The sequence below is a fragment of the Paraburkholderia sp. BR14320 genome (genome assembly GCF_040948665.1).
Lineage (GTDB): Bacteria > Pseudomonadota > Gammaproteobacteria > Burkholderiales > Burkholderiaceae > Paraburkholderia > Paraburkholderia youngii.
In genome coordinates, this window is sequence record NZ_JBFPKG010000008.1 from 160,157 (window position 1) to 179,824 (window position 19,668).

Below are 19,668 nucleotides of genomic sequence, written 5' to 3' on the forward strand. Positions count from 1 at the left end.
AAGCGCGGACGAATAGGTCCGCGCTGGGCAAAGGCACTGAGCGGCGCAACGATGCTGGGTGTCCTCTCATGCGAATTACTTCAAGGCATGTCAGATGCAGCGTTGCGTAGTTGCTCGGCACGCCGGTTGTTGAGTTCGAAAACGCAAGCTAAACGGCTGATTTCGTGCGCATTGCCGGCTGCACCACCGGTCAGCGAAGCTGCGAAGTCGCATTGAGACTCACGGTACAGAGCGAATTTTCTGTTTGATGCGGCGAGTTTTGCCCTGGCCTGGTTGACGTACTTGTCGTCTTCATCCCATCTGGCGAGGGTGCCAGCCATCTTCCCCTCGGCTCGTCTGAGGGTCTTCTTACTCGCCTCTGCTTTTTCTGCCAGACAGTCCCGCATCCCCGCTTGCGAGAACGCGCTGCATTCCTCGCGCAAGGCCCGCTCGCTTGCGACGGGAACCGCTGAGGCTGCAAGCACCATTGTTGGCAGGCAGGCGGCCAGGGCGAAACAGATCAGCTTTATCGAACGCATAGCGAAACTTAAAGACATGTAAAGAATATATTGAGACGGTATGCGATCGTGCATCAGATGCTACGATCCGAAGCTCGTCTTTAGTAATGGAAAAATTGCGGGGTACTGATGTTTTTCAGTCGGAGCATTATGTACGTAACGGAGGCGCGGGAATTCTCTCTGGCTTCCTGGTGGAGCTTGGTCTCCAGGCGACCCCTGACGCGCGAGGAGCACAACGAAGTAGCGCAAGCGTTGAAAGCCGCGCACGAAGATTATGTGACGTGGGCAAGTTCCCTACCGTGGAGGTCGAGTAATGCGGATATGCATAGCCTGCGGCACCTTCTGTCCCGAACGAACGGTATAAACCTGCGGATTGACTTGATGAGCGACCACGAGGTGGCGCGGGCAATCTTTGGGTATCTTCAACAAGGCAAGCTGATATTTGTTCCGCCGCCTTTGGAGGTCAAATGGCACATCGAAGAGGTCAAGACGAAATGCAAACGCCTGCACCAAAGAGATGATCTGCCCATACCCAATCAAGTATTCGCGAAGGCCGAGATCACGCGTACTGATCTGCCTGCTTTGCTTAATCCGATTGCGCCATCGCCTGTAGCTGACATTATGGCTACTGAAGTCGGCGAAGATATTGACCGACTTGTTCGCAAGTCTCCGGGTTTATTGGCTGATATAAAAAGGCTTGGGGGAATCCGGTTGGCAGATCGAGAATGGCAAGCCGCATGGGGGCTCATATACCAATCGCTACAACAAGGTCATCACCCTGGACGGAGATCTCCTCAGCCGCCCAAGCGCATATGTGCAAGTCTTATCCCACGAGGTCGGACATGCGGCGTACTCCTATGACGAGGATGTCTCATCAAAGGCGGCCTATGTGAAGGGCAGGCTCGAAGACGAGGCTGCAGCAACGATGAGCAATATTCGCGCGCAGCGGGAGATTCTTGCCAATCATGGCCCGAACATTGGCGTTGCTGGCGCAAACAGTGCAGCTTACAACGCCGCATACGACAAGTACTTGCAGGACGGAAACGCCGCGGCCTGCAGGGCAGCAATCGGGACTGCATTCGGCGACGAAGTCACGTCGAACACGGGACAGAGGTACGCAGATTACTATGGAAGCTGGTATTACAAAACTTCCGCGTTCCGGTAATCGGACCGGGGCGCTTGCAGCACTGTGCCTGGCGGGATGGTTTGGCGGATGCAGCCTCGCGGCTGGACAATATGGAAAGGATTCACAGATGACTCAACCGGACATGACACTGTGGCAGACCATCGACTCTTTGGTGCAGCAAATTCCATTCACTAAGGAAAAGGTCGAAAGCGTGCTGGCGACTCACCTTGTCGGCAGAGATACCAGCAGAGAGTCAATCCAAAATACCGCATTCCAGTTTTATGTCGGCGGTCCTGCGAAGATGGCAGATGGTGTCGTGATCGGCAATGTGGATTTACGGGTCCGGCACACTGGAGGGCATCCTGGTTTTCTTGCGCTCGGGAGATTGAGCGGCGAATGTGTCACGCTCGCGATGGTCCGTGCGCATTACAGCAACCTCAAGATTACCGACTCTCCGCGCGGACATTCACTGGATGAAACCACGGCATATTCAGCTTTTCTGCCGTGGGGAACCTTGTCCTTCGCTTTCGCTGAACGTAATCGTGATTGTCTCGAAGGGGTATCGTTCGATCCAATAATCGCCGCAGCAGACAGCGCGGTGAAGTAACGGGCGAACTGTATCGGCCGGAAACGCTGGACATAAAAAAGCCGACCCGTGAAGGTCGGCTTTATTCTTTTCCGGTTTCAACCGCAGCACAAAATCACTGCACCACCACCGCCCCAAAGTTCTGCCGTCCAAACGGACTCACGTGATACCCGCTCACGTTCGTACGCGTGATTGCGGCCGCGGTCGGATAGCCGAGTGGAATCCACAGCGCTTCATCGTGGATGATCTGCTGCGCGGCTTCATACGCTTTCGTGCGCTTGGCGATATCCGACGTTGCTCTGCCGTCGGCGATCAGCTTGTCGAGATCCTGATCGCAGAAGCGCGCGAAGTTGATGCCCGACTTGACCGCGTTGCAACTGAAGAGCGGCGACAGATAGTTGTCCGGATCGCCGTTGTCGCCGGCCCATCCCATGAACAGCGAGTCATGCTGGCCTTGCTTCGCCTGCTTGATCAGCTCGCCCCATTCGATCACCTTGACGTCCGCCTTCACGCCGATCTTCGCGAAGTCGGCCTGCAACAGTTCGGCACCGGCCTTCGGATTCGGATTCAGCACGCTGCCGTTCGGACGCACCCAGATGGTCGTTTGGAAGCCGTTCGGAAAACCCGCGTCGGTGAGCAACTGCTTCGCCTTCGCCGGGTCGTACGGCCAGCCCTTGATCGAGTGGTTGTAGCTCCACGTATTCGGCGGAAACGGGTTCACGGCCGGCGTCGCGGTGTTGTCGAACACGGTCTTCAGATACGTCGTGCGGTCGAACGCCATGTTCAGCGCGGCGCGCACCTTCTGGTTGTCGAGCGGCTTCTGCTGGGTGTTCAGCGCGACGAAGGCCGTCATGAACGCGGGCGTCTGCACGATCGCGAGCGACTTGTCCTTCTTCGCGTCGGCGAGATCCTGCGGCTTCGGCGACAGTGCGATCTGGCATTCGCCAGCCTTCACCTTCTGCGCCCGCACGGTTGCGTCCGGCGTGATCGCGTAGATCAGACGCTCGATCTTCGGCTTCGGCCCCCAGTAGGCGGGGTTCGCGTCATAACGGATCACCGCGTCTTTCGTATAGCTCTTCAGCACGAACGGCCCGGTGCCGATCGGCTTCGCGTTGAGGTCGACCGGCTTGCCGGCCTTCAGCAACTGGTCCGCGTACTCGGCCGAATAGATCGACGCGAAGCCCATCGACAGGATCGACACGAACGTCGCGTTCGGCTCGTTCAATTCGAACTTCACCGTGTTGTCGTCGACCTTGGTGATCGACTTGATCAGCTTCGGCAGCCCCATCGATTGCGCGTGCGGGAAGCCGCTCGCGCCCGCCACCTTGTGCCACGGATTGCTGTCGTTGAGCATGCGGTCGAACGTGAAGATCACATCGTCGGCATTCAGCGCGCGGGTGGGCTTGAAGTAGTCGGTGGTCTGGAACTGCACGTTCGGACGCAGGTGGAACGTGTAGGTCAGGCCGTCGGGGCTCACTTCCCACTTGTCGGCGAGCGCGGGCACGACCTTCTTCGCGGCTTCATCGAACGACACCAGCGAGTTGAAGATCACGTCGGCCGATGCATTCGTCGTGACGAGCGAATTGAACTGCACGACGTCGAAGCCGTCGGGGCTCGATTCGGTACAGACAGTCAACGGTTTGGCGAGCGCGAGCGCGGGCGCCGTGAGCAGGATGGCGGCTGCGAGCAGATTGAAGCGCATAGGATCTCCGGTAACGAGCGCAGTCAGGCAGTGCGTCTGGTTGTGTTTATGGCGGCGATGCGTGAGCGGGCAGGAGAGCGCTCCCGGCGCGCGCGTCGCCACGATTGTGATACGTTCCCGGCGCCGCCATACAGGTCGGGCGATCCCGGCCTGAAGCCGAGGTGCCTGCCTTCGAGGCCTGGCCGGCGGCGCGCCTTCGCGAAAGCTTATCGAAGGGCCATTATGGCGACAACAATTTAATCGACATATCCATATGGGGCGGCGCGGCTGCGTTGCGGCATCAGGCCGCCGTGGCCTGGCGCAGCAGGTAGCCGATGCCATCGATTGCGCGCACGCCGTACCACGACGTCATTTCCCCATCGATCAGCTCGATGCGCTTGCCGGTGAACCGCGGATCGCGCGCGAGCGCATCGCGATGCGCGGCCGTGAAGCGGTACGGCTCGCTCGACAGCAGCACGCGCTCGACTTGCGCGAGCCATGGCGCGGTGTCGAAGTCGAGCGTGGGGTAGCGCGTGGCGCCGACGCTGCCGCCGTGCACGTCGGGCAATGTGTGCCAGTTCACGAGACGCAGCATCGCGGCGATGTACGTGTCGCGCGCGACGCTCATCCACGGTTCGCGCCAGATCAGGTACAGCACGTTCTGCGCGGCGAAGGTGTGAGCGGCGGCTTCGCGCAGACGCGCATCGAGCGCGCCGCTCAAGCGCCGCGCTTCTTCTTCACGTCCGAAAATCGCGCCGAGCAGCGCGTACAGCGCGAGATTGTCGCGCGGCGTCTGCGGATGAGTGACGACGATGTGCGGCACGAACGCGCGCAATTGCTCGACGGTGTCGCGTTCGTTTTCGTCGATATTGACGATCAGGTGGGTGGGGCGCAGTGCGCGGATCGCGTCGACTTTGACGTCTTTCGTGCCGCCGATCTTCGGCACCGCGCGGACCTTGTCGCGAGGATGCGCGCAAAAGCCGGTGCGCCCGACGATCTGCCGCTCAAGCCCGAGCGCGAACAGGGTTTCGGTGAGGCTCGGCACCAGCGACACGATGCGCGCATCGGCGCCCGCGGATTCGTGCGCGACGCCGGCTGCATCGACCGCACGGGGCTGCATGGCTTACTCGGTGGCGGCGCGGGGCTTGCGCGGCGCGCGTTCGAACACGCGATCGTAGAGCCAGCGCGGCAGCGCGTGCAGCAACATCGCGGCCACGCGCATCTGCCACGGAAACACCGCGAACGAGGTCTGCCGTTCGACCGCCCGCGCGACCTTCGCCGCGAAGCGGTCGGCGTCCATCAGGAACGGCATGTTGTACGGATTGTGCTCGGTCATCGGCGTGCGGATATAGCCGGGCGCGATCGTCACGACACCGACGCCGAACGGCCGCATCTCGACGCGCAAAGCTTCGAGATACTTCAGCGCCGCCGATTTCGACGCGCTGTACGCGCCCGAGCCCGGCAAGCCGCGCACACCGGCGACGCTCGCAATGCCGACCAGCGTGCCGCGTTTCGTGTCGGCCATCGCGGCGGCGAACGGCTCGAACGTCGCGACCATCCCGAAGTAATTGATGTCCATCACCTCGCGAAACGTGCGTAGATCGCCGTGACCGGTCAGCGCGCCGCGGCTGATGCCGGCGTTGGCGATCACGACGTCGGGCAGGCCGTGCTCGCCGATGAAGCGCGCGGCCGCATCGGCGAGCGCTTCCGCGTCGCGCACGTCGAGCGCATAGATCGAGACGGTGTTCTGGGGATGGGACTGCTGGAACGCGGCGAGCGCGTCGCCGCGGCGGGCGGCGAGGCCGAGAATCGCGCCGCGCCGTGCATATTCGCCGGCGAGCGCGAGGCCGATGCCGCTCGAAGCGCCGGTAATGAAAACCTTCAGTGGAGAGGTCATACCGGCGCCTCGTGATTACATCTTTTTGGCGCGGACTTGCGAGACGAGGTAGTCGAGCACCTGGATCGTGCCCGGCAGGGTGCCGGTCGCGGCTGGGCCGGTCAAATACTTGCCCTGCACGGCGAGCGTCGGCACGCCGTCGATCTTGAACCCGTCGAGCAGTTTCTTGTCCTTTTGCAGCGCGCTTTGCGTCGAGAACGAGTTATACGCTTCCATGTACTTCTTCGGATCGACGCCGAACTTCGCGAGGAATTTGGTCTGGTCTTCCGGCGTCAGCAGATAGTTCTTGTTGACGTGGATTTCGTTGAAGACCTTCGGCGTCAGTTCGTTCGCGAGGCCGAGCGCGTCGAGCGCGTGGAACATCTTCGAGTGCGGGATGAAGTCGTCGCGGAAGGCGACCGGCACGCGGCGGAACACGACGTCCGGGGCCTGCTTCTTGACCCATGCTTCGAGGAACGGGTTGAATTCATTGCAGTGCGGGCAGCCGTACCAGAAGAATTCGATGACTTCGATCTTGCCGGCCGGCACGTCGGTAGGTTGCGGCGTGGCCAGCACGGTGTAGTCCTTGCCGGCGACCGGCGCGGTCGGCGACGCATGCGCGCTCGCCACGATCAGGCCCAGCGAGAGAAACAGGATGCTCAGCAGTTTTTTCATATCGTGTAGGCCCAGATAAGGCGGTAGCGCGGCGACGCCATGCGAAAGGCCCGTCACCGCTGGTGGGATTCGGTGTGGTCGCCCGCCACAATACAGGTCGAAGCGGCCATCGTGCTTGTGACTCGCGCGTCGCGCCGATAGTTCGACGCGCCGCGCGAGCCGGCATTACCGTTTATTTATTGTTTGGTGAAGCGGATCACGGCGGTATCGACACCCGCGTCCGACAGACGCTGACGGCTCGAATTCATGTCCTCGAACTTCGAGAACGGCCCGATGCGCACGCGGTAGTACGTGACGCCGCCGGCATCGCGCTGCGTGACCTTCGATTCGAAGCCCTGGAACGCGAGGCGCGCGCGCTGCTGTTCGGCATCGGCGGCGGTCTTGTACGCGCCGACCTGCAGGAAGTAGCCGGTGTTCGCGTCGCCCGGTGCGGGTGCGGGGGCGGGCGCGGCAGCCGAGCCAGGCTTGACGTTGGCCAGGGTGGTCGTGCTCGGGCTCTTCGGCGCCGAGCCTGCCGCAGTGGCGGCCGGCGCGCTCGAGGTCTGCGGCTTCTTCGCCGGCGCGGGCGCGACGATGCCGCCGGTGCCGTTTTCCTGCGCGGGGCTCGGTGCGACCGCCGTGCCGTTGTTATTCGCATTGCCGCCCGACGGCGGCACTTCGACGATCTGCGGTTCTTCGAGCATGCCCGACTGGGTCTGCGCGTTGGTCTGACCCGGCGCGGTGTTCGGCGGCGCCGGTTGCGCGGCCTGCGGCACCGGCTGACCCGGCGTCTTGCCTTGCAGCGGACGGTTCGGGTCGTATTGCGCCTGGCTCGCGCCGTTGTCGGTCGGCGCCGGCGGCGCGACCTTCGACACGAACGGCGTAGGCGCACGGGTGATATACAGCGCCACCACCACCGCGATCGCCAGGCCGACGATCAGGCCTAGCACGATGCCGAGAAAAGTGCCCCCGGTTTGCTTCGATTGCTTTGTTGTGCGGCGTGGTTTTGCCATCGTACGAATCACCTGCAAAAAGAATCCAGGAACGGCCGCCGATTATAGCGACGGCCGCGCGCATATTACGCTGGAGGAGTTACATCTTGACGGGAGCGGAGACGCCGATCGTCGCGAGACCGTTGGCCAGCACCTGGCGCGTGGCCGCGAGCAGCGCGACGCGAGCGTTGCGTTCGGCCGCATCGTCGACCAGCACGCGCTCGGCACGATCATTGTAGAACGAGTGAAATTCGCCGGCGAGTTCTCGCAAGTAGAACGCGACCGCGTGCGGCGCGAGCTCGTCGGCGGCGTGCTGCAGCATGTCCGGGAATTCGGCGAGCTTGTTGAGCAGCGCCATTGCGCGCTCGCTCGTGAGTGGCGCGACATCCACGCTCGCGAGCGTGCTCTCGTCGAAGCCGTAGCGCGCGTTGCATTCGGCGATCACCGAGCAGATGCGCGCGTGCGCATACTGCACGTAGTGCACCGGATTCTCGTCGTTCTGCTTCAGCGCGAGGTCGATGTCGAACACGAACTCGGTGTCCGCCTTGCGCGAGATCAGGAAAAAGCGCACCGCATCGCGGCCGCGGCGGATGGTTTCCTCGTCGATCAGATCGACGGCCGCTTCCGAGCCCGGCGTCGCGCCGCCCGACCATTCGATCAGGTCGCGCACCGTCACGTAGCTGCCCGCGCGCTTGGAGATCTTCACCTCTTCGCCGTTGCGCATGACCGTGACCATCTTGTGCAGGATGTAGTCGGGGTAGCCCTTCGGAATGCCGATGCCGAGACCCTGCAGACCGGCGCGCACTCGCGCGATCGTGCCGTGGTGATCCGAGCCCTGCACGTTGATGACCTTGGTGAAGCCGCGCTCCCACTTCGCGACGTGATAGGCGACGTCCGGCACGAAGTACGTGTAGGTGCCGTCGGTCTTGCGCATCACGCGGTCCTTGTCGTCGCCGTCGTCGGTGGTGCGCAGCCACAGCGCGCCTTCCTGCTCGTAGGTCTTGCCCGCGGCGATCAGCGCGTCGACGGTTTTCTGGACCCGGCCTTCCGTGTAAAGCGACGATTCCAGATAGTACTGGTCGAACTTCACGCCGAACGCCTGCAGGTCCATGTCCTGCTCGCGACGCAGATACGTGACGGCGAAGCGGCGGATCGCCTCGAGGTCCTCGACGTCGCGCGCGCCGGTGACGGGCTCGCCGTCGCTCGCCTCGACCGTGACGCCGTTCAGATAGTCCTTCGCGATGTCGGCGATGTACTCGCCGTTGTAGGCCGACGCGGGCCAGCCTTCGTCGCCGGGGGCGAGGCCGCGTGCGCGTGCCTGAGTCGACAGCGCGAGCGTTTGGATCTGGACGCCGGCGTCGTTGTAGTAGAACTCGCGATGCACGTCCCAGCCCTGCGACTCGAGCACGTGCGCAAGCGCGTCGCCGAGCGCGGCCTGGCGGCCGTGGCCGACGTGCAACGGGCCGGTCGGGTTGGCCGACACGAACTCGATCAGCACGTGCTTGCCGGCGTCGCGCCGCGAGCGGCCGTACGCGTCCTTCTCGGCGAACACGGCGGCGATCGCGCCTTGCTTGGCCGCGGCCGTGAGGCGCAGGTTGATGAAGCCGGGACCCGCCACTTCGGCGGTCTCGATCAGGCCTTTGGCCTGCGGATTGACGAGCAGCGCATCGACGATCTGTTGCGCGAGCTGGCGCGGATTGGCGCGCAGCGGCTTGGCGAGCTGCATCGCGACGTTGCACGCGACGTCGCCGTGCGCGGCGACTTTCGGGCGCTCCAGCGCGATGGCGGGCGAGACGAAAGCGGCTTCGGTCGCGCCTTGCGTGGCGGTCGCGACCTGCTTCACCGTGTCGGCGAGCAGTGTTTCGAGTGTGTGTTTATGTGCGGGCAGCATGCTTGTTGCAAGTCCAGTGAGGCAATCCGGTAAGGCGGAAGAGGCGCCGGCCGCGGCCGGTGTCGCAAGCGTGAAGCGCGGCCGCGCTTTGCGGCGCTGATGGCTGCGCCGCCGGCAGAGCGTCCCCGAGGCGATGCGACCACTCGCAACGCAAGCAGCGCAACGCGGTGGACTCCGCACGGCGGCTTGCCGTTACGCAGGCTCGCGCGGTATGCGGATTGCGGCCGATGATTCGACGCCCCCGGGTTGCCCGCGTGCGCGATGCTCGTCGAGCCGCGCCGTACGTGGCGCTGGGCGGCGTGCTTTTCCGTTCAGACGGATTTTAGCAGGTGCTAATATGTTCAATGAGTTGCCCGCGAGGGGTGTGGCCGCCGCGCCTTGCCGGCGCCACGTCAGGCGCGCGCAGTTGCCGCCCTTGGGACGCTCGTGCGCTCACCCGACATAACGAAAAAGGGAACAGTCATGCTGATTACTTTCAAGTGCCACGCCTGCCCGGACGTGATGATGCTGGAGAATCTGGCGCAGTATCTGGTCGGCATTGTCGGCAAACGCCTTGGGCAGCGGGGCGTCATTACTCACGACGAACTGGGCCCGGCCATCGAAAAACTCGAAGCGGCGATCACGTCCGACAAGCAGGAGCGCGCCGAGCACGAGGGTCATTTCCACGAGGGCGAGGACGGCCGCGATCGTCACGAGATTCCGCCCGGTCTCGCGCAGCGCGCGTATCCGTTCCTCGACATGCTGCGCGCGGCGCAGAAGGAAAACGCGGATATCGTTTGGGGGATCTGATTTCTGGCGGGTTCCGAGCGCCGCGGCCCGGACTCAGAAAGTCTTCGTAAGCGCTCTGTTGACGCACCAAAGAAAAGAGCCCGCTCGACGCGGGCTCTTTGTCATTCAGAAGGTTTTATCCGCCGTGCCGCTCATTGGCTCTCGGAGGCCGCCGACGCTGCCGCGCCCTTCTTCATCTTTTGCTTCTTCGCCTTTTTGACATGCGTCTCGGTGGGGGGCGAGTAGGAACTGACCGAGCTCGATCCGCCCGGCGCGGCGGGTTGCGCGAGCGCCACGGAAGCACCCGCGGCCAGTGAAACAGCGGTCAATAACAGCGTCAGCTTCTTCATACGATTTTCTCCGTTGACGGTTGCAATCTCGGTGAGCCGGCGCGTTGTGCCCGCGCCTGACGGGATGAAAGTCGCCTCAGTCTACAAAGCCGAAATTGCCGTGGCGCCAAATATTCAGTCTTTCGGACTCGATATAGTCGCGCATGCGCGGCCCGGGCCGCACGGCCGGACCACGCGTCGTTTCACGCTCAAAGCAACGGCGCCAACGCGCGCTCGGCGTCCGCTTTCGAGAGCGACATCCGCTGTGCATAGTCGTCGAGCTGATCCGCGCCGATCTTGCCGACCGAGAAATAGGTGCTGTCCGGATGCGCGAGGTAGAAGCCCGACACGCTCGCCGCCGGCAGCATCGCCAGCGATTCGGTCACGCTCATGCCGATTTCGTTCGCCTGCAGCACCTCGAACATGTCTCGCTTGACGAGGTGATCGGGGCAGGCCGGGTAGCCCGGCGCCGGGCGGATGCCGCGGTATTTTTCGGCGATCAGTTCGTCGTTGGACAGGTTTTCGCTGTTCGCGTAGCCCCACAGGTCGCGCCGCACACGCGCATGCATCGCTTCGGCGAACGCTTCGGCGAGCCGGTCCGCGAGCGCCTTCAGCATGATCGCGCTGTAGTCATCGAGATCCTTCTCGAACTGCTTCTCCTTGACGTCGACGCCAAGACCCGCCGTCACCGCGAACATGCCGATGTAGTCGGCGACGCCCGAGTCCTTCGGCGCGATGAAGTCGGCGAGCGACCGGTTCGGTCGCATCACCCCGTCGACCACCGGCCGCACGCTCTGTTGACGCAGATTGCGCCAGGTGAGCGCGACGTCGGTGCGCGATTCGTCCGTGTAGATTTCGATGTCGTCGTCGTTCACCGTGTTGGCCGGCAGCAGCGTGATCACGCCGTTGGCCTGCAGCCAGCGGCCCTGGATCAGACGCGCGAGCATCGACTTGCCGTCGGAGAACACGCGCCGCGCCGATTCGCCGACGATCTCGTCGTTGAGGATCGCCGGATACGGGCCGGCGAGATCCCACGTCTGGAAAAACGGACCCCAGTCGATATAGTTCGCGAGTTCGTTCAGATCGAAGTTCTTGAACACGCGCCGGCCGATGAACTTCGGCTTGACCGGCTGATAGCCCGCCCAGTCGATCTTCGTCTTATTGGCGCGCGCTTCGGCGAGCGTGACCATCGGCTGCGCTTTTTTGTTCGCGTGCTGATCGCGGATGCGGTTGTAATCGGCGTTCAATTCGTCGATGTACTTTGCTGCGCCCTCGTCAGACAGCAGGCTCGAGGCGACCGACACCGAGCGCGATGCGTCCGGCACGTAGACCACCGGACCATCGTACTGCGGCGCGATCTTCACCGCGGTGTGCACGCGCGAGGTCGTCGCGCCGCCGATCAGCAGCGGAATCTTCTTCACGCGGAAGTAGTCGTCGCGCTGCATTTCCGACGCGACGTAGGCCATCTCTTCGAGACTCGGCGTAATGAGGCCCGACAGCCCGACGATGTCCGCGCCCTCGACCTTCGCCTTAGCGAGGATCTCGTTGCACGGGACCATCACGCCCATGTTGACCACTTCGAAGTTGTTGCACTGGAGCACGACCGACACGATGTTCTTGCCGATGTCGTGCACATCGCCCTTGACGGTCGCGATGATGATCTTGCCCTTCGCGCGCACATCGCCGCCGGCCGCCGCGAGCTGGCGCTTTTCTTCCTCGATGAACGGGATCAGATGCGCGACCGCCTGCTTCATCACGCGCGCCGACTTCACGACCTGCGGCAGGAACATCTTGCCCTGGCCGAACAGGTCGCCGACGATGTTCATGCCGTCCATCAGCGGGCCTTCGATCACGTTGATCGGACGGCCGCCTTCGGCGGCGATCTTCGCGCGCACTTCCTCGGTGTCTTCGACGATGAACGTGGTGATGCCGCTCACGAGCGCGTGCGCGAGACGCTTTTCGACCGGCTGGTTGCGCCACTCGAGGTTCTCTTCCTTCTTCGCGGCGCCGCTCTTGAACTTGTCGGCGATTTCGAGCAGACGGTCGGTGCCGTCTTCGCGGCGATTCAGCACGACGTCTTCGACGCGCTCGCGCAGTTCCGGATCGAGCTCGGCATACACGCCGAGCTGACCCGCGTTGACGATACCCATGTCCATCCCCGCCTGGATCGCGTGATAGAGGAACACGGTGTGAATCGCCTCGCGCACCGGGTCGTTGCCGCGGAACGAGAACGACACGTTCGACACGCCGCCGCTCACCTTCGCGTACGGCAGGTTCTGCTTGATCCAGCGCGTCGCCTCGATGAAGTCGACTGCGTAGTTGTTGTGTTCCTCGATGCCGGTCGCGATCGCGAAGATGTTCGGATCGAAGATGATGTCTTCGGGCGGGAAGCCGACTTCGTTGACGAGGATCTCGTACGAGCGCCGGCAGATTTCCTTCTTGCGCGCGAGCGTATCGGCCTGGCCCTGTTCGTCGAAGGCCATCACGACGCTGGCCGCGCCGTAGCGGCGAATCAGCTTCGCGTGGTGAACGAACTGCTCCTTGCCTTCCTTCAGCGAGATGGAATTGACGATCGCCTTGCCCTGCACGCATTTGAGACCCGCCTCGATCACGTCCCACTTCGACGAGTCGATCATGATCGGCACGCGCGCGATGTCCGGCTCCGACGCGATCAGATTCATGAAGCGCACCATCGCCGCTTTCGAATCGAGCATCGCCTCGTCCATGTTGATGTCGATGACCTGCGCGCCGTTCTCGACCTGCTGGCGCGCGACGGCCAACGCCTCGTCGAACTGATTGTTCAGGATCATTCGCGCGAACGCTTTCGAGCCGGTCACGTTGGTGCGTTCGCCAACGTTGATGAAGAGCGTCCCGGACGTGACGTTGAACGGCTCGAGGCCGCTAAGGCGCATGGTGTGATCGGTCATAGCGTATGTGCGAGTCGGGTGCGTGCGTTAAGGGGCGTGCTGGGCGTCGGGGTGAAGTGCGTCAGTCCGGCTCAGGCCGCGTCGCGATACTGGCTCGGCCACTTGCGCGGCTTCAGCTCGGCGAGCGCCTTCGCGATCGCCGCGATGTGCTCGGGCGTCGTGCCGCAGCAGCCGCCAGCGATGTTCACGAGTCCCGCTTCGGCGAATTCCTTTAGCAGGCCCGAGGTATCGGCGGGCAATTCGTCGAAGCCGGTGTCGCTCATCGGGTTCGGCAGACCAGCGTTCGGATAGCACGACACGTAGGTGTCGCACAGCTTCGCGAGCTCGGCGATATACGGGCGCATCAGCGCCGCGCCGAGCGCGCAGTTCAGGCCGAACGTGAGCGGCTTCGCGTGACGCAGCGAATTCCAGAAGGCCTCGACGGTCTGGCCGGACAGAATGCGGCCCGAGGCATCGGTGACGGTGCCCGAGATCATGATCGGCAGACGCTCGCCGGTGTTTTCGAACAGTTCGTCGAGCGCGAACAGCGCGGCCTTCGCGTTCAGCGTGTCGAAGATCGTTTCGACGAGGAACAGGTCCGCGCCGCCGTCGAGCAGCGCTTTCGCCTGCTCGTAGTACGCGGCGTGCAGTTCGTCGAAGGTCACATTGCGGGCGCCCGGATCGTTGACGTCCGGCGAGATGCTGGCGGTTTTCGGCGTCGGGCCGATTGCGCCGGCGACGAAGCGCGGCTTGTCAGGGGTCGCGTATTTATCGCACGCGGCGCGCGCGAGCTTCGCCGATTCGATGTTCATCTCGACGGCGAGCGACTCCATGCCGTAGTCGGCCTGCGCGACCGTGGTCGCACCGAACGTGTTGGTCTCGATGATGTCCGCGCCTGCCGCCAGATATTGCTCGTGAATCTCCGAGATGATCTGCGGCTGGGTGATCGACAGCAGTTCGTTGTTGCCCTTGATGTCGCGCGCGTAGTCCTTGAAGCGTTCGCCGCGATAGCTGGCTTCGTCGAGCTTGTAGCGCTGGATCATCGTGCCCATCGCGCCGTCCAGGATGAGGATGCGCGAGTTCAGCAGCGCGGGCAGCGCTGCGCCGCGAGTATAGGCGGGCTCGGAACGGACTGGCGTGATGGATTGAGCAGGCTGGGTCATGGCGGACGAGGGCTTGCGCCGGCGTTGGCGGAAAGCCTGTCATTGTAGCTGCTGCCGCACGGATGCGCCCGGCGAGCGGGAGGCGGGTCTGAGGCGCGGCCGGCAAAATCGACCGATAGGAATGCGTCGCGCCAGCAATTCAGAACGCGCTAACAAACGAAGCAATAAAAAATAGCCCGGCAAGCCAAAGCCTGCCGGGCCGTTTTCGTTGCCGCCGACCGCAAGATGGAACCCGCCGCAAAAGCCGCGCGGTACGGTCGGTTGATGTCGCCTGAGCGCCAGCTGAACCCCTCCGGTCAATGCAGAACAACGGGTTGGTGCATCAAGCTGTCGAATTGACCGAGGAATTCGTCGACCTCGTCGAGCGTCGGCTCGCCTTCGATCAGCTTTTGCACATGCTCGCGAAAACGCGCCGCCATTGCACCGTCGATGTAGATTTCGCGCTGCATGTTCTTGTCGACAATCTCGTAGCCGCCCGACTTCATGGCCAGCTGACCTTCCTGCGGAGGAAACTCGACGACACAGTAGTTAGGGCTGTTATAGATCATTTGCATGGCGACACTCCTTATTTCCGTTGGGCTCCTGCCCTTTTCTGCAACATAGGTGGAGCGTGGGGGATGGAATTCAAGGGGTGGGTCCGGACGACGCAAGTAAAAAACTCCGGACCTGACGGTTAGACTCGCCGCTCCAGAAACGATTCAAGCAACGCGGCAAAACGGTGAGATTGCTCGACGGGCGCGAGATGCGCGGCATCCAGCAACTCGAAGCGGGCGCCCTCGATCGCCTCCGCTATTGCCTGCGTAGCAGCAGGGGGCGTGCCCGTATCGTGACGTCCGGCCACCGTCAGCGTAGGCACGCGGATCGCGCCGTGTTTGCCGCGCAGGTCGAAGTCGCGCAGCGCCTCGCACGCCATCGCGAAGCCTTCCGGCGGGGTGCGCGCAAATGCCTCACGGATTGGCTCGACCGCTTCGGGATGCCGGGCCTGAAAGTCGGGCGTGAGCCAACGCGCGATGGTCGACGGTAGCAGCGCCTCCATGCCGTCGCTGCGAGCGGTGTGGGCGCGCTGATTCCACAACTCGCGGTTTTCGGGCGGCGTGCCGCCGGTGCTGTCGGCGATCGTCAGCGTGTCGAGACGCGATGGATGGTCGAGCGCGAATTGCTGCGCGATCATGCCGCCGAGCGAGAGGCCGACCAGGTGCGTCGTCGGCGCGCCGAGCGCATCGAGCAGTCGGGCGAGATCGTCGGCCAGATCGCGCATGGCGAACGGCTCGCGCGCGACCGCGCTGTGGCCGTGGCCGCGCACGTCGTAGCGCAGCACCGTGTAGTCGTCGCGGAAATAGCCGGCCATCTGATCCCAGATGGAAAGATCGCCGCCCAGCTGATGGATGAACGTGAGCCACGGGCCGCCGCCTTCGTTGCTCAGCACATAGCGTGTGTCGATACCGTTGATGTTCACTTGCATGCAGACTCCTTTGAAGGAAACGCAGTGAAAAAGCGCGGTGGGTCGCCCCGTTCGCGCAAACGGAGGCTCCATTGACGTGCGAGTCAGTGTTGCAAAGTAAGTTTCGCCGATCTCGGGCGGTTCTGCTCGTGACACTGTGTCACGACCAGTGTCACGGTTTGATGATTGTTGGAGCGGTTGAATCGACCGGTGCTGCGGGGGCGGGCTCGGGCGTTACTGCCGATGCGTAGGCGGGCGACGGCGTTGCAGGGCTCTTGGCGGAGGTGGCTGCGGGCATGGCATTCTCCGCCGGCGCCCCATCGACATTCAGCTTGCCGCGCCACACCAGCTCGAACTGGGTACCGTTCGGCTCAGTCTGCAGAATGCGCGCGGGCAGCCAGCCGAGCGACGGCGCAAGCCACACGTCGATACGGCGCTGGTCGCCATCGTGCCGCGGCAGACGTTTGAAATGACGCGTCTGCAGATAGCCCTGCGCGGCGCGGATCGTTTCGTCGCCGATCGTCTCGATCGGCCAGTTCTCGCCGCTATCGGAATCGACGACGAAAAACTGTCGCGTGACGCCAGGCTTATAGGCGTCAGGATCGCCGCGCACGAGGCTCGCGAGCTGCATCACGACGCTGAAGCGGTCCTGCGCGCCGTCGGGCAACGGCAACGAGGCGGGCGTGCGCGTGAAGCCGATCTTCTTGTCGCTGCGATTGAAAATCGCGATGTCTTTCGCGCGACGGCCACGCTTTTCGCTGTACTGCGCCGGCGCGAGGCCAAACGCATCGATCCCGCCGTGGCTCGAAAACACGAACGGGCCGACGAACGGCAGCGGCACCGATACGACCATTTCGTAGCCTTGCCCATTGCTCGCCCAATGGATCGTGCCGGGCGCGTTGCGCACGCCGTTGTAGAACGTGTCGTAGTCGAGTTCGCCCGACGGCGGCACCGAAAACTTCACGCCCTGCGACGCTTGCGGCGCGCTGGCCGCGCCAGCGGCGCTCGCGGCGGCGCCGCTGGCATTGGCATTGACCGGCGCATTCGCGCTCGCGGCGGCGGGCGGCGCGCTTGCCGCGACCTCCGATGCCGGCGTGGCCGCCGGCTCGCTCGGCTTGGCCGGCTGCAACGCGCTCAGCACATGCTGCTCGCGCGGCGCACGCGCCGCGGGCTTGCGTGTATGCGCGGGCGGGTGCGGTGCCGGCGCGGCCGGTTTTGGCGCCGGTTGACGCTGGACCCTCTCGGGCGTCAGCAGCGCGACCTGCACCGGCACATGCTCGCGATTTGCCGGATTCAGATCCATTCGATTGCGCTCGAACCATTGCGCCGCGATCCAGTGCAAGACCGCCACGGCCACGAGCACCGCGATCCAGCGCCCCGCGCGCGCGCCGCGTCCCGGCCCGCTGCCCAAAGCGGGAAGGCGATCATGACGGCGGTTGGCGGAAGCAAAATCCATCGGCGCTTGAATCGGTGAGAGCTTGAAAGGTCTGGCGCGTATCAACCGTTGTCGCTACGCGGTGTCGCGCTATAGCCGAGTTCGTACGACAGCTTGCGCGCGCATTCGCGCAGCGCAGTATCGATTTCGCCACCCCAGCGGATATCGAACGCGCCTTCATGGCCGAGCGCGACGAGAGCGAGCGCCAGTTCGCCGGTCGAATCGAACACCGGCATCGAAAACGCGTGGATCGTCGGCAGCAGCATGCCTTCGACTCGCGCGGCCTCGTGCTCGCGCACTTCAGCGAGCACCTTGTCGACGTCTTCGCGGGTGCGCGGCGCGCCGCTATGCGACGAACGCCGCGAGTCGGCCAGCTCGCGCTCGATCATCCCGTCGGTCTTGCCGGATGGCAGGTAGGCGGCGAACAGCAGACCGGTCGCGGAACTGAGCAAGGGCATCACGTCGCCGAGTTTCAGCGATGCCTTGGCCGGATAGCTCGACTCCATCCAGTGCACCATCGTCGGCCCCTGATTACCCCACACCGCGATGCCGACCGTCTGATCGAGCCGGTCGCGCAACTCGGCGAGCGCGATGCGCGCGAGCTTCACGCCGTCGACCCGCGCGAGCCGCGCGAGCCCCAACTGCAACGCGAAGCCGCCGAGTTCGTAGCGGCCCGACAGCGGGTCCTGCGCGACCACGCCGAGACGCAGAAAGCTGACCAGATAGCGATGCGCCTTCGCCGGACTCATGCCCGCGCGCTGCGCGAGATCGCGCAGCATCATCGCGCGCGGCTCGCGGGTCAGCACGTCGAGCAGCCTGAACCCGACCTCGATCGACTGGATGCCTGAGCGCAGTTTTTCTTCGCCGGGTTCGCCGGCTTCGTCATCGGCGCCGGTTGCGTCGGTGGCATCGGCGGGTTCGAGCAGTTCGTCGGCGGACGCGGGGTCGGTGCGGGTGCGGATCGTGCCGGAGCGGGCGTTGGCGGACATGTGCAAAGGGCGCGGGCAGCGCGTTCGGTAATCGAAAAAGGCGCGTAACGGCGATGGTGGCAGTGACAACGACGACGAACACGCACATCTTGGGCCGCGCCGGTTCACCATCGTAGAATAGATTCCTTCCATCGTCACTAACACACGGTTCACAGCTCTATGAAACTTGCCTCGCTGAAGGACGGCACGCGCGACGGTCAACTGATCGTCGTGTCCCGCGACCTGCACACGGCGGCCATCGCCGACGCGATCGCGCCCACGCTGCAGCGCGTGCTCGACGACTGGGCCTTCTACGCGCCGCAACTGCACGACCTTTACGATGCGCTGAACCAGGGCCGCGCGCGCAACAGCTTTTCGTTCGACGCCAAAGAGTGCATGGCGCCACTGCCGCGCGCGTTCCAGTGGGCCGACGGTTCATCGTACGTGAACCATGTGGAACTCGTGCGGCGCGCACGCGGCGCGGAAATGCCGCCCGAATTCTGGACCGACCCGCTGATGTACCAAGGCGGCAGCGACGACTTCATCGGCCCTCGCGATGACATCGTGTGCGCATCGGAACAGTACGGCATCGACTTCGAGGCGGAAGTCGCGGTCATCACCGCTGACGTGCCGATGGGCGCAACGCCCGAGCAGGCGTTGCGCGGCGTGCGGCTGGTGACGCTCGTCAACGACGTGTCATTGCGCCACCTGATTCCAGCCGAACTCGCGAAGGGCTTCGGCTTTTTCCAGAGCAAGCCGGCCACGTCGTTCGCGCCGGTCGCGGTGACGCCCGACGAGCTCGGCGAGCATTGGCGCGAAGGCCGCGTGCATCGGCCGATGATCGTCCACTGGAACGGCCGGAAAGTCGGCCAGCCCGACGCGGGCACCGATATGGTGTTTCACTTCGGTCAGCTGATCGCCCATGCGGCGAAGACGCGCAATCTGCGTGCTGGTTCTATCGTCGGTTCGGGCACGGTGTCGAACAAGGACGCGAAGCGCGGCTACTGCTGTATCGCGGAGAAGCGCTGCCTCGAAACGATCGAGCACGGCGCGCCGCAAACGGAGTTCATGTAGTACGGCGACACCGTGAAGATCGAAATGTTCGACGACGCGGGCAAGTCGATTTTCGGTGCGATCGAGCAGAGCATCGCGCCGCTCGAATGAAGCGCGGCGCTCACGCGGCAATGCGTTGACGCGGCGGCACGCGCGAAAGGGTTTCGCCCGATGCCACCGCCCGCGCGCGCGGCTACACTGACTGGCGCGCCGGCTGGGACGGCGCCAATGTCAGATAGCGTGCAGCGACGCATCGGTAGCACATCGGCACTACATCACAACGAAAACCCCGACGTGAGGAG

16 protein-coding genes and 2 pseudogenes are annotated in these 19,668 nt (G+C 63.8%); 4 read left to right on the forward strand and 14 right to left on the reverse strand.

Annotated elements, in window-relative coordinates:
• Window positions 1–80: 80 nt before the first annotated feature.
• On the reverse strand, window positions 81–572 hold the full coding sequence (locus AB3X89_RS11200) for a lysozyme inhibitor LprI family protein (protein WP_368583321.1): 492 nt from the start codon (window positions 570–572) through the stop codon (window positions 81–83).
• Between the two features lie 622 nt (window positions 573–1,194).
• On the opposite strand from AB3X89_RS11200, the gene AB3X89_RS11205 reads away from it, so the two are divergent.
• Together AB3X89_RS11205 and AB3X89_RS11210 are read left to right on the forward strand one after the other, a co-directional pair.
• On the forward strand, window positions 1,195–1,662 hold the full coding sequence (locus AB3X89_RS11205; protein WP_368583322.1) for a hypothetical protein: 468 nt from the start codon (window positions 1,195–1,197) through the stop codon (window positions 1,660–1,662).
• A gap of 88 nt (window positions 1,663–1,750) precedes the next feature.
• The gene (locus tag AB3X89_RS11210) at window positions 1,751–2,230 is read left to right on the forward strand and encodes a hypothetical protein (RefSeq protein ID WP_368583323.1); all 480 of its coding nucleotides are present in this window, start codon (window positions 1,751–1,753) and stop codon (window positions 2,228–2,230) included.
• Between the two features lie 94 nt (window positions 2,231–2,324).
• On the opposite strand, the gene AB3X89_RS11215 is transcribed toward AB3X89_RS11210, so the two are convergent.
• From AB3X89_RS11215 to argS, 6 genes are all read right to left on the reverse strand, one after another.
• On the reverse strand, window positions 2,325–3,911 hold the full coding sequence (locus AB3X89_RS11215; RefSeq protein ID WP_368583324.1) for an ABC transporter substrate-binding protein: 1,587 nt from the start codon (window positions 3,909–3,911) through the stop codon (window positions 2,325–2,327).
• Window positions 3,912–4,191: 280 nt separating this feature from the next.
• Window positions 4,192–5,010 (reverse strand): helical backbone metal receptor, encoded by an 819-nt coding sequence (locus AB3X89_RS11220; RefSeq protein ID WP_368583325.1) that lies wholly within the window; start codon window positions 5,008–5,010, stop codon window positions 4,192–4,194.
• A 3-nt stretch (window positions 5,011–5,013) separates the two neighbouring features.
• Complete coding sequence (locus tag AB3X89_RS11225) at window positions 5,014–5,787, reverse strand: SDR family oxidoreductase (RefSeq protein WP_368583326.1); 774 nt, start codon at window positions 5,785–5,787, stop codon at window positions 5,014–5,016.
• A gap of 15 nt (window positions 5,788–5,802) precedes the next feature.
• Complete coding sequence (locus AB3X89_RS11230; protein WP_368583327.1) at window positions 5,803–6,441, reverse strand: thiol:disulfide interchange protein DsbA/DsbL; 639 nt, start codon at window positions 6,439–6,441, stop codon at window positions 5,803–5,805.
• A gap of 176 nt (window positions 6,442–6,617) precedes the next feature.
• Window positions 6,618–7,433, reverse strand: coding sequence for an SPOR domain-containing protein (locus tag AB3X89_RS11235; RefSeq protein WP_368583328.1), 816 nt, complete (start codon window positions 7,431–7,433; stop codon window positions 6,618–6,620).
• A gap of 79 nt (window positions 7,434–7,512) precedes the next feature.
• A complete protein-coding gene (gene argS / locus AB3X89_RS11240) occupies window positions 7,513–9,303 on the reverse strand; it encodes an arginine--tRNA ligase (protein ID WP_368583329.1) in 1,791 nt (596 codons plus the stop codon).
• Between the two features lie 462 nt (window positions 9,304–9,765).
• Here argS and AB3X89_RS11245 point away from each other — a divergent pair, with 462 nt between their 5' ends.
• On the forward strand, window positions 9,766–10,092 hold the full coding sequence (locus AB3X89_RS11245; RefSeq protein ID WP_013088219.1) for a DUF1840 domain-containing protein: 327 nt from the start codon (window positions 9,766–9,768) through the stop codon (window positions 10,090–10,092).
• Between the two features lie 131 nt (window positions 10,093–10,223).
• Here the strand turns inward: AB3X89_RS11245 and AB3X89_RS11250 are convergent, their stop codons facing one another.
• The 7 genes and pseudogenes from AB3X89_RS11250 to AB3X89_RS11280 all read right to left on the reverse strand — a co-directional run bounded on the left by AB3X89_RS11250 (window position 10,224) and on the right by AB3X89_RS11280 (window position 18,334).
• Window positions 10,224–10,421, reverse strand: a complete 198-nt coding sequence (locus AB3X89_RS11250) for an acid-shock protein (RefSeq protein WP_368583330.1) — start codon at window positions 10,419–10,421, stop codon at window positions 10,224–10,226.
• Between the two features lie 188 nt (window positions 10,422–10,609).
• Window positions 10,610–13,336 (reverse strand): annotated as a pseudogene (metH, locus tag AB3X89_RS11255) (methionine synthase); the annotation flags it as partial.
• A 62-nt stretch (window positions 13,337–13,398) separates the two neighbouring features.
• Window positions 13,399–14,469: a homocysteine S-methyltransferase family protein gene (locus AB3X89_RS11260; protein WP_176383760.1), complete on the reverse strand. Its 1,071-nt coding sequence runs from the start codon at window positions 14,467–14,469 to the stop codon at window positions 13,399–13,401.
• 296 nt (window positions 14,470–14,765) lie between these two features.
• The gene (locus AB3X89_RS11265) at window positions 14,766–15,023 is read right to left on the reverse strand and encodes a DUF3567 domain-containing protein (RefSeq protein WP_013088223.1); all 258 of its coding nucleotides are present in this window, start codon (window positions 15,021–15,023) and stop codon (window positions 14,766–14,768) included.
• 119 nt (window positions 15,024–15,142) lie between these two features.
• Complete coding sequence (gene pcaD / locus AB3X89_RS11270) at window positions 15,143–15,931, reverse strand: 3-oxoadipate enol-lactonase (RefSeq protein WP_368583331.1); 789 nt, start codon at window positions 15,929–15,931, stop codon at window positions 15,143–15,145.
• 151 nt (window positions 15,932–16,082) lie between these two features.
• Window positions 16,083–17,366 carry a DUF3108 domain-containing protein gene (locus AB3X89_RS11275; protein ID WP_368583332.1) on the reverse strand — a complete coding sequence of 428 codons (1,284 nt, stop codon included), beginning with the start codon at window positions 17,364–17,366 and terminating at the stop codon, window positions 16,083–16,085.
• A 41-nt stretch (window positions 17,367–17,407) separates the two neighbouring features.
• A complete protein-coding gene (locus tag AB3X89_RS11280; RefSeq protein ID WP_368583333.1) occupies window positions 17,408–18,334 on the reverse strand; it encodes an IclR family transcriptional regulator in 927 nt (308 codons plus the stop codon).
• A 159-nt stretch (window positions 18,335–18,493) separates the two neighbouring features.
• Here AB3X89_RS11280 and AB3X89_RS11285 point away from each other — a divergent pair.
• Window positions 18,494–19,477, forward strand: a pseudogene (locus AB3X89_RS11285) (fumarylacetoacetate hydrolase family protein).
• Window positions 19,478–19,668 lie beyond the last annotated feature (191 nt).